The sequence below is a fragment of the Aliiroseovarius conchicola genome, from assembly GCF_041403445.1.
Taxonomy (GTDB): Bacteria; Pseudomonadota; Alphaproteobacteria; order Rhodobacterales; family Rhodobacteraceae; genus Aliiroseovarius; species Aliiroseovarius conchicola.
In genome coordinates, this window is the sequence record NZ_JBGEHL010000003.1 from 462,903 (window position 1) to 477,712 (window position 14,810).

18 protein-coding genes, 2 tRNA genes and 3 rRNA genes are annotated in these 14,810 nt (G+C 53.2%); 3 read left to right on the forward strand and 20 right to left on the reverse strand.

What is annotated here, in order from left to right; genetic code table 11:
* Nucleotides 1-54: 54 nt before the first annotated feature.
* The 6 genes from rrf to V6N04_RS08035 form a co-directional block, all read right to left on the reverse strand.
* A 5S ribosomal RNA gene (gene rrf / locus V6N04_RS08010) occupies nucleotides 55-169 on the reverse strand.
* Nucleotides 170-286: 117 nt separating this feature from the next.
* Nucleotides 287-3,183, reverse strand: a 23S ribosomal RNA gene (locus V6N04_RS08015).
* A gap of 574 nt (nucleotides 3,184-3,757) precedes the next feature.
* Nucleotides 3,758-3,833, reverse strand: a tRNA-Ala gene (locus tag V6N04_RS08020).
* Between the two features lie 195 nt (nucleotides 3,834-4,028).
* A tRNA-Ile gene (locus tag V6N04_RS08025) sits at nucleotides 4,029-4,105 on the reverse strand.
* A 150-nt stretch (nucleotides 4,106-4,255) separates the two neighbouring features.
* A 16S ribosomal RNA gene (locus V6N04_RS08030) occupies nucleotides 4,256-5,723 on the reverse strand.
* Together the 16S, 23S and 5S rRNA genes with 2 tRNA genes alongside form the textbook arrangement of a ribosomal RNA operon.
* Nucleotides 5,724-6,555: 832 nt before the next feature.
* Nucleotides 6,556-6,699: a hypothetical protein gene (locus V6N04_RS08035; RefSeq protein WP_371169622.1), complete on the reverse strand. Its 144-nt coding sequence runs from the start codon at nucleotides 6,697-6,699 to the stop codon at nucleotides 6,556-6,558.
* A 481-nt stretch (nucleotides 6,700-7,180) separates the two neighbouring features.
* On the opposite strand from V6N04_RS08035, the gene V6N04_RS08040 reads away from it, so the two are divergent.
* A complete protein-coding gene (locus V6N04_RS08040) occupies nucleotides 7,181-7,462 on the forward strand; it encodes a hypothetical protein (protein ID WP_371169623.1) in 282 nt (93 codons plus the stop codon).
* Nucleotides 7,463-7,528: 66 nt separating this feature from the next.
* Here the strand turns inward: V6N04_RS08040 and rpmD are convergent, their stop codons facing one another.
* The 12 genes from rpmD to V6N04_RS08100 form a co-directional block, all read right to left on the reverse strand.
* Nucleotides 7,529-7,717 carry a 50S ribosomal protein L30 gene (gene rpmD / locus V6N04_RS08045; RefSeq protein WP_371169624.1) on the reverse strand — a complete coding sequence of 63 codons (189 nt, stop codon included), beginning with the start codon at nucleotides 7,715-7,717 and terminating at the stop codon, nucleotides 7,529-7,531.
* Between the two features lie 13 nt (nucleotides 7,718-7,730).
* Complete coding sequence (gene rpsE, locus V6N04_RS08050) at nucleotides 7,731-8,303, reverse strand: 30S ribosomal protein S5 (RefSeq protein ID WP_371169625.1); 573 nt, start codon at nucleotides 8,301-8,303, stop codon at nucleotides 7,731-7,733.
* A gap of 116 nt (nucleotides 8,304-8,419) precedes the next feature.
* Nucleotides 8,420-8,779, reverse strand: coding sequence for a 50S ribosomal protein L18 (rplR, locus tag V6N04_RS08055; protein WP_371169626.1), 360 nt, complete (start codon nucleotides 8,777-8,779; stop codon nucleotides 8,420-8,422).
* Nucleotides 8,780-8,790: 11 nt separating this feature from the next.
* Nucleotides 8,791-9,324, reverse strand: a complete 534-nt coding sequence (rplF, locus tag V6N04_RS08060) for a 50S ribosomal protein L6 (RefSeq protein WP_371169627.1) — start codon at nucleotides 9,322-9,324, stop codon at nucleotides 8,791-8,793.
* A 12-nt stretch (nucleotides 9,325-9,336) separates the two neighbouring features.
* Nucleotides 9,337-9,729 carry a 30S ribosomal protein S8 gene (gene rpsH, locus V6N04_RS08065; protein ID WP_371169628.1) on the reverse strand — a complete coding sequence of 131 codons (393 nt, stop codon included), beginning with the start codon at nucleotides 9,727-9,729 and terminating at the stop codon, nucleotides 9,337-9,339.
* A gap of 13 nt (nucleotides 9,730-9,742) precedes the next feature.
* Nucleotides 9,743-10,048 (reverse strand): 30S ribosomal protein S14, encoded by a 306-nt coding sequence (rpsN, locus tag V6N04_RS08070; protein WP_371169629.1) that lies wholly within the window; start codon nucleotides 10,046-10,048, stop codon nucleotides 9,743-9,745.
* A gap of 19 nt (nucleotides 10,049-10,067) precedes the next feature.
* Nucleotides 10,068-10,631, reverse strand: coding sequence for a 50S ribosomal protein L5 (gene rplE / locus V6N04_RS08075; RefSeq protein WP_371169630.1), 564 nt, complete (start codon nucleotides 10,629-10,631; stop codon nucleotides 10,068-10,070).
* Nucleotides 10,631-10,936, reverse strand: coding sequence for a 50S ribosomal protein L24 (gene rplX, locus V6N04_RS08080; protein ID WP_371169631.1), 306 nt, complete (start codon nucleotides 10,934-10,936; stop codon nucleotides 10,631-10,633). The genes rplE and rplX overlap by 1 nt, the downstream gene beginning before the upstream one ends.
* A gap of 1 nt (nucleotide 10,937) precedes the next feature.
* A complete protein-coding gene (gene rplN, locus V6N04_RS08085) occupies nucleotides 10,938-11,306 on the reverse strand; it encodes a 50S ribosomal protein L14 (protein WP_093731777.1) in 369 nt (122 codons plus the stop codon).
* A gap of 84 nt (nucleotides 11,307-11,390) precedes the next feature.
* Nucleotides 11,391-11,621 carry a 30S ribosomal protein S17 gene (rpsQ, locus tag V6N04_RS08090; RefSeq protein ID WP_260518120.1) on the reverse strand — a complete coding sequence of 77 codons (231 nt, stop codon included), beginning with the start codon at nucleotides 11,619-11,621 and terminating at the stop codon, nucleotides 11,391-11,393.
* Between the two features lie 14 nt (nucleotides 11,622-11,635).
* On the reverse strand, nucleotides 11,636-11,836 hold the full coding sequence (gene rpmC / locus V6N04_RS08095; protein ID WP_371169632.1) for a 50S ribosomal protein L29: 201 nt from the start codon (nucleotides 11,834-11,836) through the stop codon (nucleotides 11,636-11,638).
* A gap of 177 nt (nucleotides 11,837-12,013) precedes the next feature.
* Complete coding sequence (locus tag V6N04_RS08100) at nucleotides 12,014-12,232, reverse strand: DUF6552 family protein (RefSeq protein WP_371169633.1); 219 nt, start codon at nucleotides 12,230-12,232, stop codon at nucleotides 12,014-12,016.
* A 124-nt stretch (nucleotides 12,233-12,356) separates the two neighbouring features.
* Between V6N04_RS08100 and V6N04_RS08105 the strand changes: the two genes are divergently transcribed.
* Nucleotides 12,357-12,980, forward strand: a complete 624-nt coding sequence (locus V6N04_RS08105) for a TIGR02466 family protein (RefSeq protein ID WP_371169634.1) — start codon at nucleotides 12,357-12,359, stop codon at nucleotides 12,978-12,980.
* Nucleotides 12,973-13,566: a hemerythrin domain-containing protein gene (locus V6N04_RS08110; protein ID WP_371169635.1), complete on the forward strand. Its 594-nt coding sequence runs from the start codon at nucleotides 12,973-12,975 to the stop codon at nucleotides 13,564-13,566. The genes V6N04_RS08105 and V6N04_RS08110 overlap by 8 nt, the downstream gene beginning before the upstream one ends.
* Before the next feature lie 103 nt (nucleotides 13,567-13,669).
* Here V6N04_RS08110 and V6N04_RS08115 read toward each other — a convergent pair whose 3' ends face one another.
* Together V6N04_RS08115 and V6N04_RS08120 are read right to left on the reverse strand one after the other, a co-directional pair.
* Nucleotides 13,670-14,014, reverse strand: a complete 345-nt coding sequence (locus tag V6N04_RS08115; protein ID WP_371169636.1) for a RidA family protein — start codon at nucleotides 14,012-14,014, stop codon at nucleotides 13,670-13,672.
* Between the two features lie 287 nt (nucleotides 14,015-14,301).
* On the reverse strand, nucleotides 14,302-14,586 hold the full coding sequence (locus V6N04_RS08120; RefSeq protein WP_371169637.1) for a hypothetical protein: 285 nt from the start codon (nucleotides 14,584-14,586) through the stop codon (nucleotides 14,302-14,304).
* Nucleotides 14,587-14,810: the final 224 nt, after the last annotated feature.

Here is a 14,810-nt window from a genome sequence, read left to right on the forward strand (position 1 = left end):
TGACGGCGTTTTGTTGTATTTGATATCGTTTAGAGAGATTTAGCTTCTTACTAGGTTTGGCGGTGACCTACTCTCCCACGTCTTAAGACGCAGTACCATTGGCGCAACCGTGCTTAACGGCCGAGTTCGGGATGGGATCGGGTGTTTCACTGGTGCTGTGACCACCAAACCGAGAAAGAAGCTATTCCAAGTCAGTACACTTAGGTGTGTATGCTTTTGATAGATCAGTATAGTTGCGCTATCGCTTCGCTACTTGAGCGCGGCGTAGAACTGTCTTCTACTGGATCAAATCAAGCCTATCGGACAATTAGTACCGGTCAACTGAACGCATTACTGCGCTTACATCTCCGGCCTATCGACGTGGTAGTCTTCCACGGTCCTCAGGGATACCTTGTTTTGAGGGGGGCTTCCCGCTTAGATGCCTTCAGCGGTTATCCTGTCCGAACATAGCTACCCAGCACTGCCGTTGGCACGACAACTGGTCCACCAGTGGTTCGTTCACCCCGGTCCTCTCGTACTAGGGGCAACTCCTCTCAAGTATCCTACACCCACGGCAGATAGGGACCGAACTGTCTCACGACGTTCTAAACCCAGCTCACGTACCTCTTTAAACGGCGAACAGCCGTACCCTTGGGACCTGCTCCAGCCCCAGGATGAGATGAGCCGACATCGAGGTGCCAAACACTGCCGTCGATATGGACTCTTGGGCAGTATCAGCCTGTTATCCCCGGCGTACCTTTTATCCGTTGAGCGATGGCCCTTCCACTCGGGACCACCGGATCACTATGGCCGTCTTTCGACTCTGCTCGACTTGTCAGTCTCGCAGTCAGGCTGGCTTCTGCCATTGCACTCAACGAGCGATTTCCGACCGCTCTGAGCCAACCTTCGCGCGCCTCCGTTACTCTTTAGGAGGCGACCGCCCCAGTCAAACTACCCGCCACGCAGGGTCCCGGATCCGGATAACGGACCGCGGTTAGATATCAAGCAGAACAAGGGTGGTATCTCAAAGGAGGCTCCACCGCAACTGGCGTTACGGTTTCAAAGCCTACCACCTATTCTGCACATGTTGTGCCTGATATCAGTGCGAAGCTGTAGTAAAGGTGCACGGGGTCTTTCCGTCTAACCGCGGGAAGCCTGCATCTTGACAGGCAATTCAATTTCGCTGAGTCGATGTTGGAGACAGCGGGGAAGTCGTTACGCCATTCGTGCAGGTCGGAACTTACCCGACAAGGAATTTCGCTACCTTAGGACCGTTATAGTTACGGCCGCCGTTTACCTGGGCTTCAATTCGGAGCTTGCACTCCTCCTTTTAACCTTCAGGCACCGGGCAGGCGTCAGACCCTATACGTCGTCTTGCGACTTCGCAGAGCCCTGTGTTTTTAGTAAACAGTCGCCACCCCCTGGTTTGTGCCCCCAGTCAATACTTGCGTAGAAACTGGGCCTCCTTCTCGCGAACTTACGGAGGTATTTTGCCGAGTTCCTTCAACATCGTTCTCTCAAGCGCCTTGGTATACTCTACCTATCCACCTGTGTCGGTTTAGGGTACGATCTAATAGAGGGGCTATTTCCAGGAACCTCTAAGCAGCCCATTCAATCCGATAAGGATGAACTACCTTCGAGATCCGTCACCACCTCATGGCCCAGGAATATTAACCTGGTTCCCATCGACTACGCCTTTCGGCCTCGCCTTAGGGGTCGGCTTACCCTGCTCAGATTAGCTTTAAGCAGGAACCCTTGGATTTTCGGCGACAGGGTCTCTCACCCTGTTTGTCGCTACTCATGTCATCATTCTCACTAGTGATCTCTCCACCGGATCGCTCACGCGCCGGCTTCACAGAAAGCTCCGTGTCTCCGACACTCATTTTTAATGTCCTACCGCTTCGCTACTTGAGGACGAGCCTCAAATAATTAAGCAATACAACGAATGAGTTAAAGAGACATGGAACTATGTCACACTACGCTCTGCTACCGCGTGCACATAAGTGCACACCCTAAGCTTCGGCTCATGGCTTGAGCCCCGGTACATCTTCGCCGCAAGACAACTTAAATTAGACCAGTGAGCTGTTACGCTATCTTTAAAGGATGGCTGCTTCTAAGCCAACCTCCTGGTTGTTTTGGTCGTCTCACCTGCTTTCCCACTTAGCCATGAATTAGGGGCCTTAGCTGTAGGTCAGGGTTGTTTCCCTCTCCACAACGGACGTTAGCATCCGCTGTGTGTCTGCCGGATAGTACTTCTCGGTATTCGGAGTTTGATTAGGATCAGTAAGGCTGTAGGCCCCCATTACCCATTCAGTGCTCTACCCCCGAGAGTATTCGTCCGACGCTCTACCTAAATAGATTTCGCAGAGAACCAGCTATCTCCGAGTTTGATTGGCCTTTCACCCCTAGGCACAGCTCATCCCGATCTTTTTCAACAGATGTGGGTTCGGTCCTCCAGTGCATGTTACTGCACCTTCAACCTGGCCATGCCTAGATCACTCGGTTTCGGGTCTGATCCACCTAACTCATTCGCCCTATTAAGACTCGCTTTCGCTGCGCCTACACCTAACGGCTTAAGCTTGCTAGATAGACCAAGTCGATGACCCATTATACAAAAGGTACGCCGTCACCCCTCAAGGGGGCTCCGACTGATTGTAGGCGTTCGGTTTCAGGTACTGTTTCACTCCCCTCGTCGGGGTGCTTTTCACCTTTCCCTCACGGTACTGGTTCACTATCGGTCAGTAAGGAGTACTTAGCCTTCGAAGGTGGTCCTCCGATCTTCAGACAGAATTTCACGTGTTCCGCCCTACTTAATACGTCCAATCATGCTTCATATACGGGACTGTCACCCACTATGGTTGTGCTTTCCAACACATTCTATCCACACTCATGGCTCGGCTGGTCCCCGTTCGCTCGCCGCTACTAGGGGAGTATCAATTGATTTCCTTTCCTCCGGGTACTTAGATGTTTCAGTTCCCCGGGTTTGCTTTTATAAACCTATGTATTCAGTCTATAAATACCTGTCTCAGAAAGATATAAGCTGCTCGAAAGCAATTATATCAAACTGTCAGGTGGGTTGCCCCATTCGGAGATCTTTGGGTATAGCGTCTATTCTCAACTTCCCAAAGCTTATCGCAGAGTATCACGTCCTTCATCGCCTCTTACTGCCAAGGCATTCACCAAACGCCCTTCTCGCGCTTGATTTGATCCAGAAGAAGACAGACCTTTTGTATATCTGACCTCTTATCCCCCCAAAATTAATCAGGCGGACAATCTGGACCAAAAGCATACTTTCCCGCGCTTCTTAACTGTTCCGAAGAACCAGATCGCAGATGTCGGTCTTTGATCCGTTAAGAAGCACATGTTCAATCCTTGCGGATCAAACGCGTTCAAATCCGTGCGGATTTAAACGTTGGTTAGTGTACTTGACTTGGACAACATCGTCGTTTCAGGCGGGATACCTTAAAGCAACCGAGGAAAGGGTCGCTAAAAAGCCTTCCTTGTAACCCGTCCCATCAACTCCTTGCGGAGATAACAAAACGGAAGGAACCACGCTGAGATCAACACACACGCGTGTGACCAACAATGTTGTTTATTTCTCTCTATACGATGTCAATTTGCATTCGATTGGATCGAATGAGCAAATACTCTGAAGTACTTGCTGATTTGATCCTGTGGGTCGCTCTCGACCATTCGCTGTACCATTCGCTGTGCGAATAGTCTGCCGCTTTCCGTCAAGAAGGAGCGTTGTTAATCCAATTCCTTTGGAATTGGATTTTGGTGGAGCCTAACGGATTCGAACCGTTGACATCCTGCTTGCAAAGCAGGCGCTCTACCAACTGAGCTAAGGCCCCTAAAGCGGATTGCAAAGCAATCTGCGGGTAGCCGAAAGGCGATTTTACAACGTAAAATCTGCCGAAAGGCTTAAAGACGTCTGCCCCAACCCATCCTGAAGGCCGCTCTCGGGACATTTGACTGCGTCAAATACCCTGTCGCTTCCCGTCAAGAAAGACTGTCGCTCATCCAATTTGCTTGAGCAAATTGGATGTTGGTGGGTCGAGGAGGACTTGAACCTCCGACCTCACGCTTATCAGGCGTGCGCTCTAACCACCTGAGCTACCGACCCTTACCAGACCGGCAGGTCTGTCTTTGGAATTTACTGTACTGAAGAGATATGAGGACGGCCTGGTCCGTCTGATGTTGATCTGCAAAGGACAGATCATTGCTAAGTGATCTACGAGTGAGAACAAGTTCTCGCTGCTAAGATCATCCTTAGAAAGGAGGTGATCCAGCCGCAGGTTCCCCTACGGCTACCTTGTTACGACTTCACCCCAGTCGCTGATCCTACCGTGGCCGCCTGCCTCCCGAAGGTTAGCGCAGCGTCGTCAGGTAGAACCAACTCCCATGGTGTGACGGGCGGTGTGTACAAGGCCCGGGAACGTATTCACCGCGTCATGCTGTTACGCGATTACTAGCGATTCCGACTTCATGGGGTCGAGTTGCAGACCCCAATCCGAACTGAGACAGTTTTTTGGGATTAACCCATTGTCACTGCCATTGTAGCACGTGTGTAGCCCAACCCGTAAGGGCCATGAGGACTTGACGTCATCCACACCTTCCTCCCGCTTATCACGGGCAGTTTCCCTAGAGTGCCCAGCCGAACTGCTGGCAACTAAGGATGTGGGTTGCGCTCGTTGCCGGACTTAACCGAACATCTCACGACACGAGCTGACGACAGCCATGCAGCACCTGTCACTGATCCAGCCGAACTGAAGGAATAGATCTCTCTAAACCGCGATCAGGATGTCAAGGGTTGGTAAGGTTCTGCGCGTTGCTTCGAATTAAACCACATGCTCCACCGCTTGTGTGGGCCCCCGTCAATTCCTTTGAGTTTTAATCTTGCGACCGTACTCCCCAGGCGGAATGCTTAATCCGTTAGGTGTGTCACCGAATAGCATGCTACCCGACGACTGGCATTCATCGTTTACGGTGTGGACTACCAGGGTATCTAATCCTGTTTGCTCCCCACACTTTCGCACCTCAGCGTCAGTATCGAGCCAGTGAGCCGCCTTCGCCACTGGTGTTCCTCCGAATATCTACGAATTTCACCTCTACACTCGGAATTCCACTCACCTCTCTCGAACTCAAGACTAGCAGTTTTAGAGGCAGTTCCAGGGTTGAGCCCTGGGATTTCACCCCTAACTTACTAGTCCGCCTACGCGCGCTTTACGCCCAGTAATTCCGAACAACGCTAACCCCCTCCGTATTACCGCGGCTGCTGGCACGGAGTTAGCCGGGGTTTCTTTACCAGGTACTGTCATTATCATCCCTGGCGAAAGAGCTTTACGACCCTAAGGCCTTCATCACTCACGCGGCATGGCTAGATCAGGCTTGCGCCCATTGTCTAAGATTCCCCACTGCTGCCTCCCGTAGGAGTCTGGGCCGTGTCTCAGTCCCAGTGTTGCTGATCATCCTCTCAAACCAGCTATAGATCGTCGACTTGGTAGGCCGTTACCCCACCAACTATCTAATCTAACGCGGGCTAATCCAATTCCGATAAATCTTTCCCCCGAAGGGCGTATAAGGTATTACTCTCCGTTTCCAGAGGCTATTCCTTAGAACTGGGTATATTCCCACGCGTTACTAACCCGTCCGCCGCTCGGTCCCGAAGGACTGCGCTCGACTTGCATGTGTTAGGCCTGCCGCCAGCGTTCGTTCTGAGCCAGGATCAAACTCTCAAGTTGAAAAGCTGTTACCAGCTTATCCTTGACGTTCGAACCTCTGCACATATCGTCCCAACCGACTAAAGTCGGGACATTCAACATCCATGCCTTACTGAAAGCATGAATGCGTCTCTGTTTGTTGTGCTTCAGTTTACAAAGTAAACAAAAGCCGTCCAAACAGTGAAGCTGACTATCCATCATCGATAAGGCCGAAACCATACCTAGGTAGTTGACATATGCGCAGTTGTTTGTTCATCGAAATGAACCAAACCGCCCACATATCTCTTCAAATACCATCAATGTCAAAGAGCGTGGCCCAAAAAGGACCGAGACAAAATCAACCGGAAGCACCGCATCTCTTTGGCGCAACCCGCATCAAAAACCTCAAAACTTTCTCCGCGCTCCCTTGCCGCAACTCCGTCGCGCCGCCGTCCCGCGTCCCGTTGTGCGCCATCAGCGCCGCCGGTGAAGGGGGTTCTAGGCTTACCCGCAGAGAGTCGCAACCCCTTTTTTTAGAAAAATGGCATATTGGAGGAAACTTTTTCTGGAGTCTTGAAAACAAGGGGTTTCGGCAGCTCGTGGGTGGTTTCGACGATGATCGTTAATGGGCCAGCCCGGATTTCATTCGAATATCAGCGCTTAACTGCGGCAAATATCGATCAAATCACGCGCTCAAAGCCAGCCGCCAGTCCCACGACCCCGTTTATCCGCGTGGAATCAACGCATTTCAGTGTTCAAAGAATCGAATGGCTGCGATTCTCATGCCACTTCGGAGACTGATCAAACTGAAAACGCCCCAGAACGACAGAACCCGGCACGAAGGCCGGGGTTCATCAGAGCCGATCGGCAGGGCTTACCTATTGTAGCTCTTCATGTACTCGGTCCATGTCGGAACACTATCCGACGCTACAAACCGGCGCACAGCAGACTGAGTGTGGATGATCACGTCAGCAATCGCGTTTGCCAACGGAACGACCGGGGAGACGATGGCGTTCATTTGCTTGGTCCTAAACAGGGTGTATTTGTTAGCGCCCAATTAGGTGGGTGCATGTGAGACCACCAACGCTGTTTGAGAATGGCCAGGTTGCATGGATCGCAATGGTTGGGATCCAACTTAATCAACGATTGTTTTAAACCACCCAGCCCAGCCTGCTGGTTCCGGTGTTTGGCTAATGTAAGCAAGCTGTTCGATGTCTGGTAATCTGAGAACCCATTTCCGAAAATACATCCGTTAATCTTCACCAGCCCCCATCCGCCATCCCATGCGCCCGCGTTCGTAATCAGGGAATACAAGCCATGGAGGAGCGAGTGGTCGCGGGAGGGCATTCAAGCGATTCTCCGAGGCATCAAGCTGCTGTCGCAACTCGATAACGAGATCTGGAGCGAGTGAGCTGCCCTCGATTTTCCATGATTTCTTATTCATTGACTCTGGGATACGATTTCTTGAGTGGCGAAACTGGTTTTGATCAGGAGCTGAAGTGAAGAAAGTCATATTGAAACTACCACTTTCTATTGAAGCGGACCTTTCGCGGTTCGTCGAGACCTGCATCAAAACCCAAGTCAAGCTCATTGCGATTTGGGGTGCCGGGGCGGCTGCGATTGAAGATGAGATTGATAGCTATATCGTTAGTGATGGAATGGACCCCTCGAGGTTCATAATAACGACATCACATGAACTGGAAGATTTTGATGAGGTCGTTCGCTTTGTTGCTAGTTTTAGAGGCGTGGAGAACGAGACGCCCTCAATTGTAGAACTCTAACGAAAACACCCCGGCCATTTCTGACCGGGGTGCTTCATTTCTTCAAGAGTTGGTCTAAGCCTCAGCTCAGCCTTTCTCTTCCACAATCTCAACCATGTGCGACACTTTGGAGATCATGCCGCGAACAGCAGGTGTATCTTCAAGCTCACGGGTTTTGTGCATTTTGTTCAGGCCCAGACCGATCAGCGTGGCGCGCTGGTCTTGAGGGCGACGGATCGGCGAGCCGATCTGTTTTACAACGATGGTTTTAGCCATTGGTCAGATCTCCTTACGCGTCTGCGGCTTCGGCAGCGGGTGCCGGAGCTTCAGATTTCGCGCCCAGAATGTCCGCAACTTTTTTGCCGCGACGTTGGGCGATCATGCGAGGGCTGGCCTCTTTGTTCAGACCGTCAATGGTGGCGCGGATCATGTTGTATGGGTTCTGCGAACCGATCGACTTCGATACAACGTCTTTGATGCCCAGCATTTCGAACACGGCACGCATTGGGCCACCAGCAATAATACCGGTACCTTCAGGTGCTGTGCGCATGATCACTTTACCAGCGCCGTGACGTCCTTCGACGTCATGGTGCAGGGTGCGGCCTTCACGAAGTGGCACGCGGATCATTTGACGCTTGGCTTGCTCGGTGGCTTTGCGGATGGCCTCGGGGACCTCTTTCGCTTTACCTTTACCGAAGCCTACGCGGCCTTTTTGATCGCCAACGACGACAAGTGCGGCGAAGCCAAAGCGCTTACCACCCTTAACAGTTTTCGATACACGGTTGATCGCGACCAGGCGATCTGCAAATTCCGGTGCTTCGTCGCGATCGCGACGTCCCCGGCGGTTATCACGTTCTGCCATCAGAACATCCTTTCATGGTGGCGCGCTGTTCACGCCGTAAAAACTCAATCCAAGTGGGCGATTGCCCCCGGATCATCGGAGGGGCGTCGGGTTGACCCAACGCCCCTCTCTGTTGATTAGAACTTCAAGCCACCTTCACGGGCTGCGTCGGCCAAGGCCTTCACTTTGCCGTGGAACAGGAAGCCACCGCGGTCGAAGTAGCATTCTTCGACGCCGGCTTTTTTCGCACGTTCGGCAATCGCAGCGCCTACTTTGGAAGCGGCCTCTACGTTGTTTTTGCCCACAACGCCCAGATCTTTTTCCATCGAGGAAGCGGCGGCCAGGGTTGTGCCCTGAACGTCGTCGATGATCTGAACACTGATGTTCTTGTTGGAGCGGTGCACCGAAAGGCGCAGCTTGCCAACATTGTGCTTGCGAAGTTTGTTCCGGACGCGCAGGCGGCGCTTGAGGAACAGGGTCCGTTTGCTGTTTGCCATCTGTCTGGTCCTTACTTCTTCTTACCTTCCTTGCGGAAGATATACTCGTCTTTGTATTTGATACCTTTGCCTTTATAGGGCTCGGGTTTCCGCCATGCGCGGATATTGGCCGCGACTTGGCCGACGAGTTGTTGATCGATGCCTTCAACGATGATCTGTGTTTGCTTCGGAGCGGTCACTGTGACGCCCTCCGGTGCAACATAGTCAACGTCATGTGACAGGCCGAGGTTCAGTTTCAGAGTGTTACCCTGCATTTGGGCCCGGTAACCAACACCGTTGATTTCCAGCTCTTTCTTGAAACCGTCAGTGACACCAGTAACCATGTTGGCAACCATTGTGCGGCTCATGCCCCACTGCTGACGGGCGCGCTTGGACTTGCCACGCGGCTCGACATTTACCTGGTTGTCCTCAACGGTGATGGTGACATCATCGGTTGCGGTGAAGTTAAGGACACCTTTCGGGCCTTTAACTTCGACGGACTGACCTGAAAGCGAAACAGTAACGCCTGCGGGCAGCTCGACCGGTTTTTTACCAATACGAGACATTAGAAAGCCTCCTTAGAATACGGTGCAAAGCACTTCGCCACCAACATTCTGGTTGCGAGCGTTTGCATCGGACATGACGCCTTTAGGGGTCGAAACGATCGACACACCCAGACCCTGACGGACCTGTGGGATGTCTTTCACGCCCATATAGACGCGACGGCCAGGGGTCGAAACCCGCTGGAGTTCACGGATAACCGGAACACCGTCAAAGTATTTAAGGCTGATTTCAAGTGTGGGGTGCCCACGCTCGTCAGTGCCATTTTCGTAACCGCGGATGTAGCCTTCGTCGGCCAGAACATCCAAAACCCAAGCACGCAGTTTGGAAGCAGGTGTCGAAACAACCGACTTGCCGCGCATTTGCGAGTTACGGATACGGGTGAGCATATCGCCGATAGGATCGTTCATATCTATCTCTCCCTTACCAGCTTGATTTCACCAGGCCGGGGATTTGGCCGTTCGAGCCAAGTTCCCGCAGCGCGATCCGCGAAACTTTCAGCTTACGATAGTAAGCATGAGGACGACCGGTCAGCTGGCAGCGGTTGTGCAAGCGTGTGGCCGACGAGTTACGCGGCAGTTTTGCAAGCTTCAGGCGGGCGGTGAAACGCTCTTCCATTGTCTTGCTCTCATCGTTTGCGATCTCTTTCAGCGCAGCGCGTTTTGCGGCGAATTTCTCCACCAGCGCCTGACGCTTTTTCTCGCGTTCGATCATTGCTTTTTTAGCCATGTCTTTTCCTTCCCGCGGATCAGCTGTTGAAGGGCATGTTGAAGTGCTTCAACAGGCTCTTTGCTTCCGCGTCGGTGTTCGCGGTGGTGGCAATCACGATGTCCATGCCCCAGGTCTCATCAACTTTATCAAAGTCGATTTCTGGGAACACGATGTGCTCTTTCAGGCCAGTGGCATAGTTGCCGCGGCCGTCAAAGGAGCTGCCAGGAACGCCGCGGAAGTCGCGGATACGAGGCATTGCGATCGTGATCAGACGGTCCAGGAATTCGTACATCCGGTCTCCGCGCAGGGTGACTTTCGCACCCAGCGGCATGTCCTCGCGAACACGGAAACCAGCGATCGATTTCTTGGCTTTCGTCGTCAGAGCTTGCTGACCGGCAATTGCCGTCAGGTCTGCCACAGCCGACTTGGCTTTCTTCGAGTCCTTAACGGCCTCAGCGCCACAACCAATGTTCAGAACGATTTTATCCAGACGCGGGATCTGCATGTCGTTCTTGTAACCGAATTCCTCTTTCATGGCAGCGCGGATGCTGTCCTTGTAAGCGGCTTTCAGGCGGGGGGTGTAGTTTGCGGTATCAAGCATCAGACAGTCTCCCCTGTGGTTTTGGCGAAACGCACTTTCTTGCCGTCTTCCTCGCGGAAGCCAACGCGCGTTGCTTTGCCGTTTTTGTCCAGCAGAGACAGGTTAGACAGTTGGATCGGCATCGCTTTCGGGATGCGGCCACCTTGGCTGGTCTGGCTCTGACGGGTGTGGCGGATGGAAACGTTCACACCGTCTACAACGGCTTTGCCAGCTTTCGGGTCAACAGAGGTAATTTCACCCTGCTTGCCTTTGTCTTTACCGGCCAGAACGACAACCTTGTCGCCTTTTTTCAACTTAGCAGCCATCTTACAGCACCTCCGGAGCCAGCGAGATGATCTTCATGAAGTTCTTCGCGCGAAGTTCGCGAACAACTGGTCCGAAGATACGTGTGCCGACGGGTTCGTTGCTGTTGTTCAGAATAACCGCGGCGTTGCGATCAAACCGAATGGCAGTGCCGTCGTCACGACGGACTTCTTTAGCGGTGCGAACGACGACGGCCTTACGGACATCACCTTTCTTAACGCGACCGCGTGGAATGGCTTCCTTAACCGAGACGACAATGATGTCGCCAACGGATGCGTACTTACGCTTGGAACCACCCAGAACCTTGATGCACTGAACACGGCGAGCGCCGCTGTTGTCAGCTACATCCAGATTTGTTTGCATCTGGATCATGTGGTTTCTCCCGACCTTTGGGGCGCCGATGCGTGGCGGATCCCCCAGGGTTTCGACTTGTTAAGTCGTCCGGGAAGGCAAAACTTAGCCTTCCAGAACTTCCCAACGTTTGGTTTTCGACTTCGGCGCGCATTCAATGATGCGGACGGTGTCGCCAGCCTTATAGGCATTCTTCTCATCGTGAGCCCGGTACTTTTTGGACTTACGGATGGTTTTCTTCAGAACCGGGTGTGTGAAACGGCGTTCAACCGACACAGTTACGGTTTGTTCATTTGCGGCGCTTGTTACAGTGCCTGACAGGATACGTTTGGGCATTCTACTGGCTCCTCTTACTCAGCCGCAGCGCGGGCTTGTTCGTTCAGAATGGTCTTCACGCGAGCAGCGTCGCGACGAACCTTACGCATCTGAGCGGTGTTTTCGATGGCACCAGTGGCCTGCTGGAAACGCAGGTTGAAAGCCTCTTTTTTCAGATCTGCCAGCTTTTCGCGCAGCTGGTCAGGAGACTGATCACGCAGTTCCTTGGCGTTCATTCGCCTTTTCCTTTCCTTGCACCAGAGAGCTCTGCCCCGTTTGTTGGCAGGTCACCCCATGTCTGGTGGGTGAATGTCAAAACACACGAATCCCGTCGCCGGAATCCATGAGATGTGCGTCTATAGGGGACAGGCATGGGCGTGGCAACAGGAAAGACGCTGGATTGCCTTGTTTTCTTAGGCCGCGTTCAGATACCCAACAAAAAGGGAAATAAAGGCACCAACATGGACGACCATGATTGCCCGATCTTTCCACATGACACCAACCGCGAACCACAGCCCGATCCCGATAAAAAACATGAAGACGTTTAAAGGGACTATGTTCAATCCTGTGAGCGCATATCCGACCAATTGGACGGCCGTTGCGATCCATTTTACGATGTCTACGGTTTTCATCTCGTGCCTCACCAGTTAAATGTGCGCCAACTCTGGTCGGCCAAAAACGCTAACCCGTACGCGTTGTGCATCACAAGATAAAAGAGCGCTCGCACAGTATGAAAGTCTGGAGTATCACTCCACCATGGCCAATATATCTTCCCTCTTCGTGACCCGCCTTTACCACGCTCAGCTGTCAGAATTTGACCCCAAGGTCAGCCAAGACGAGCTTTATGACAGCTGCTATTCCATCGCCGAGGATGACGAGGCGGGGCAGGAATGGTGCGAGGCCGAGGGCTATCCCGGCTACACCTCCTATGCCTCCCTAACCGACCTGCCGTGGCGGTTTCCGATCTTCAAAGATCTGGTGGACGCACTGGACAAGCATGTCGCTGCCTTTGCCGAGGACTTGGAATTCAATCTGGATGATCGCAAGCTGGAACTTGAGGATATCTGGATCAACATCCTGCCGCCCGGCGGCTATCACTCCGCACACATCCACCCGCATTCGGTGATCTCTGGCACAACCTATCTTGCCCTTCCCGAAGGGGCCGGCGCCCTGCGCTATGAAGACCCCCGCCACGTCCACATGATGGCCGCCCCACCCCGCCGCAAGGACGCCCGCGAAGCATTGCAAGGTTTCATCACCAAGCGCCCGGCCGAGGGCGACGTGCTGCTGTGGGAAAGCTGGTTACGGCATGAAGTAATGCAGAACACCGGTGAGGAAGAGCGGCTGTCAGTGAGCTTTAACTACAAGTGGGGTGAGTGATCGTTTGGAAGATCTGAACGATACCCCCCTTGCCGACCTGACAGTCGACTTCGGCACCCGCCCGACCATGCCCGCCCTGCCCCACGCCACGGACGATGACCGGCGCGCGGGACGGCGGCTGGCGGCGATTCACAGGATGCACCTGAACGACGTGGGCCGGATCGGGATCGTGCTGGACCGGATCGAGGCGGGCGAAGCGTCAGGCAAGGACCTGACGAACACAATAACCTCAGCCGAGTTTGCACAGAACGTCCGGCAATTCGGCGCGCTCTGTGGGCGGGAGTGCAAAGTGCTGAACGGGCATCACGACATCGAGGAATACGCCTTGTTCCCCGAACTCGCCGGGAAAGGCAACGACGCCCTACGCGCCGTGGTCGAACGACTGAAAGAAGAGCACAAGGTCGTGCATGAGCTGCTGGTCCGTCTGGAGCGCGCCGCGATGGCGCTGATGTTCGAGGTCGACCAAGAGAAGTTCAACGAGGCCCGCGCGTTGTTTCGACAGCTGGAGACCGTGGTGCAGTCGCATTTTGGCTATGAAGAGACTCAGCTGGAAGAGGCGATTGGGGTGTATGGGATCGGCGTATAGCCTTCCTTTTCGGCGCAGATTTGCCAGGCAGAGACGGCAACGATAGGAAAAGGGCAGACGGCGGATACCGGCTGCCCTTTGATGAGGTCACGCAGTCCTGAGATTACTCTTCGTAGGCGGCGTCGACGATGATTTCGACCTTCAGTTCAGGCCGGGCCAGCTTGGCTTCACCGCAGGCGCGCGCCGGCGCATGGCCCTCGGGAACCCACGCGTTCCAAACCTCGTTCAACCCGGCAAAATCACTCATATCTGCCAACCAGATGGTCGCACGCAGCATGTTTTCGCGCGTCGATCCGGCCTTTTCCAGCAGAGCATCCAAACGGCGCAAGCATTCTGCAGTCTGCTCTTGAATAGTCTCGCCCTCACCCACCTGACCAGTGATATAGGCGATGCCCTTGTACTTAACGATCTTCGAGGAGCGCACCCCGGTTTCAATACGTTCAATCATGCCCTGTCCTTCCATTCGCATGCATGTCTATCTCGAAATCGGGGGTTTTGGGGGAAAGTGCAATCAGGAATTAAGAGGATGGGCAGAAAGCCTCTGACATGGCGAAGCGAGGGCCACGCCCGACCCTGGGTGGGCGTTTTGGTCGGTTACGTTTCTTGGGGCATTGCCCCGCTGCGAACGATCCTGCAGTTTGAGTCGTTGCAATACGCCCTCCCGGGGGGGGAGGGTCGGGCGTGGCCCGTGCACTACACGGGCTCTGACTCAGGCGGTCCGACCGAACGCACCTGCTACCGAAAATCGGAAACCAGCTTCTCGGGATTTGATTTACAAAACTTACCAAAGGCGATGTTCACATCCGCTACTTCTTTACCTAGTCCAGCAGCAAACGCCTTCAAATAGAAAGTAAGGTTCATCACAAGAAGAACGTCCTTAACATGTGCGCTACCTGCCGATATTTCGGAGGCCGCATCGATTGCCGTAGAACAAGTAGTACTTGTAAACAACTGATGCATAACATCTCCGACCTCTTTAGTCGTTGTTTCAACACCTTCTGCAAACGAGGAGTTGGTCAACAGAAAAACGGCAACTAGTTGATTAAGGAACTTCAATTTCCAAGAGCATGTCACAGCTTAGTTCTTCTCCATCATCACAATCTAAACCAGTCCGCTCGCTTACTAGGGCCTGTTAACACTATTACTTAGTGCTATTTGATGCTAGGTATCTGTTATGAATGAGATAACAGAAAATCAATACGCGCTGATCCAGCCCTACTTGCCAGTCCAGCGCGGGAATGTGC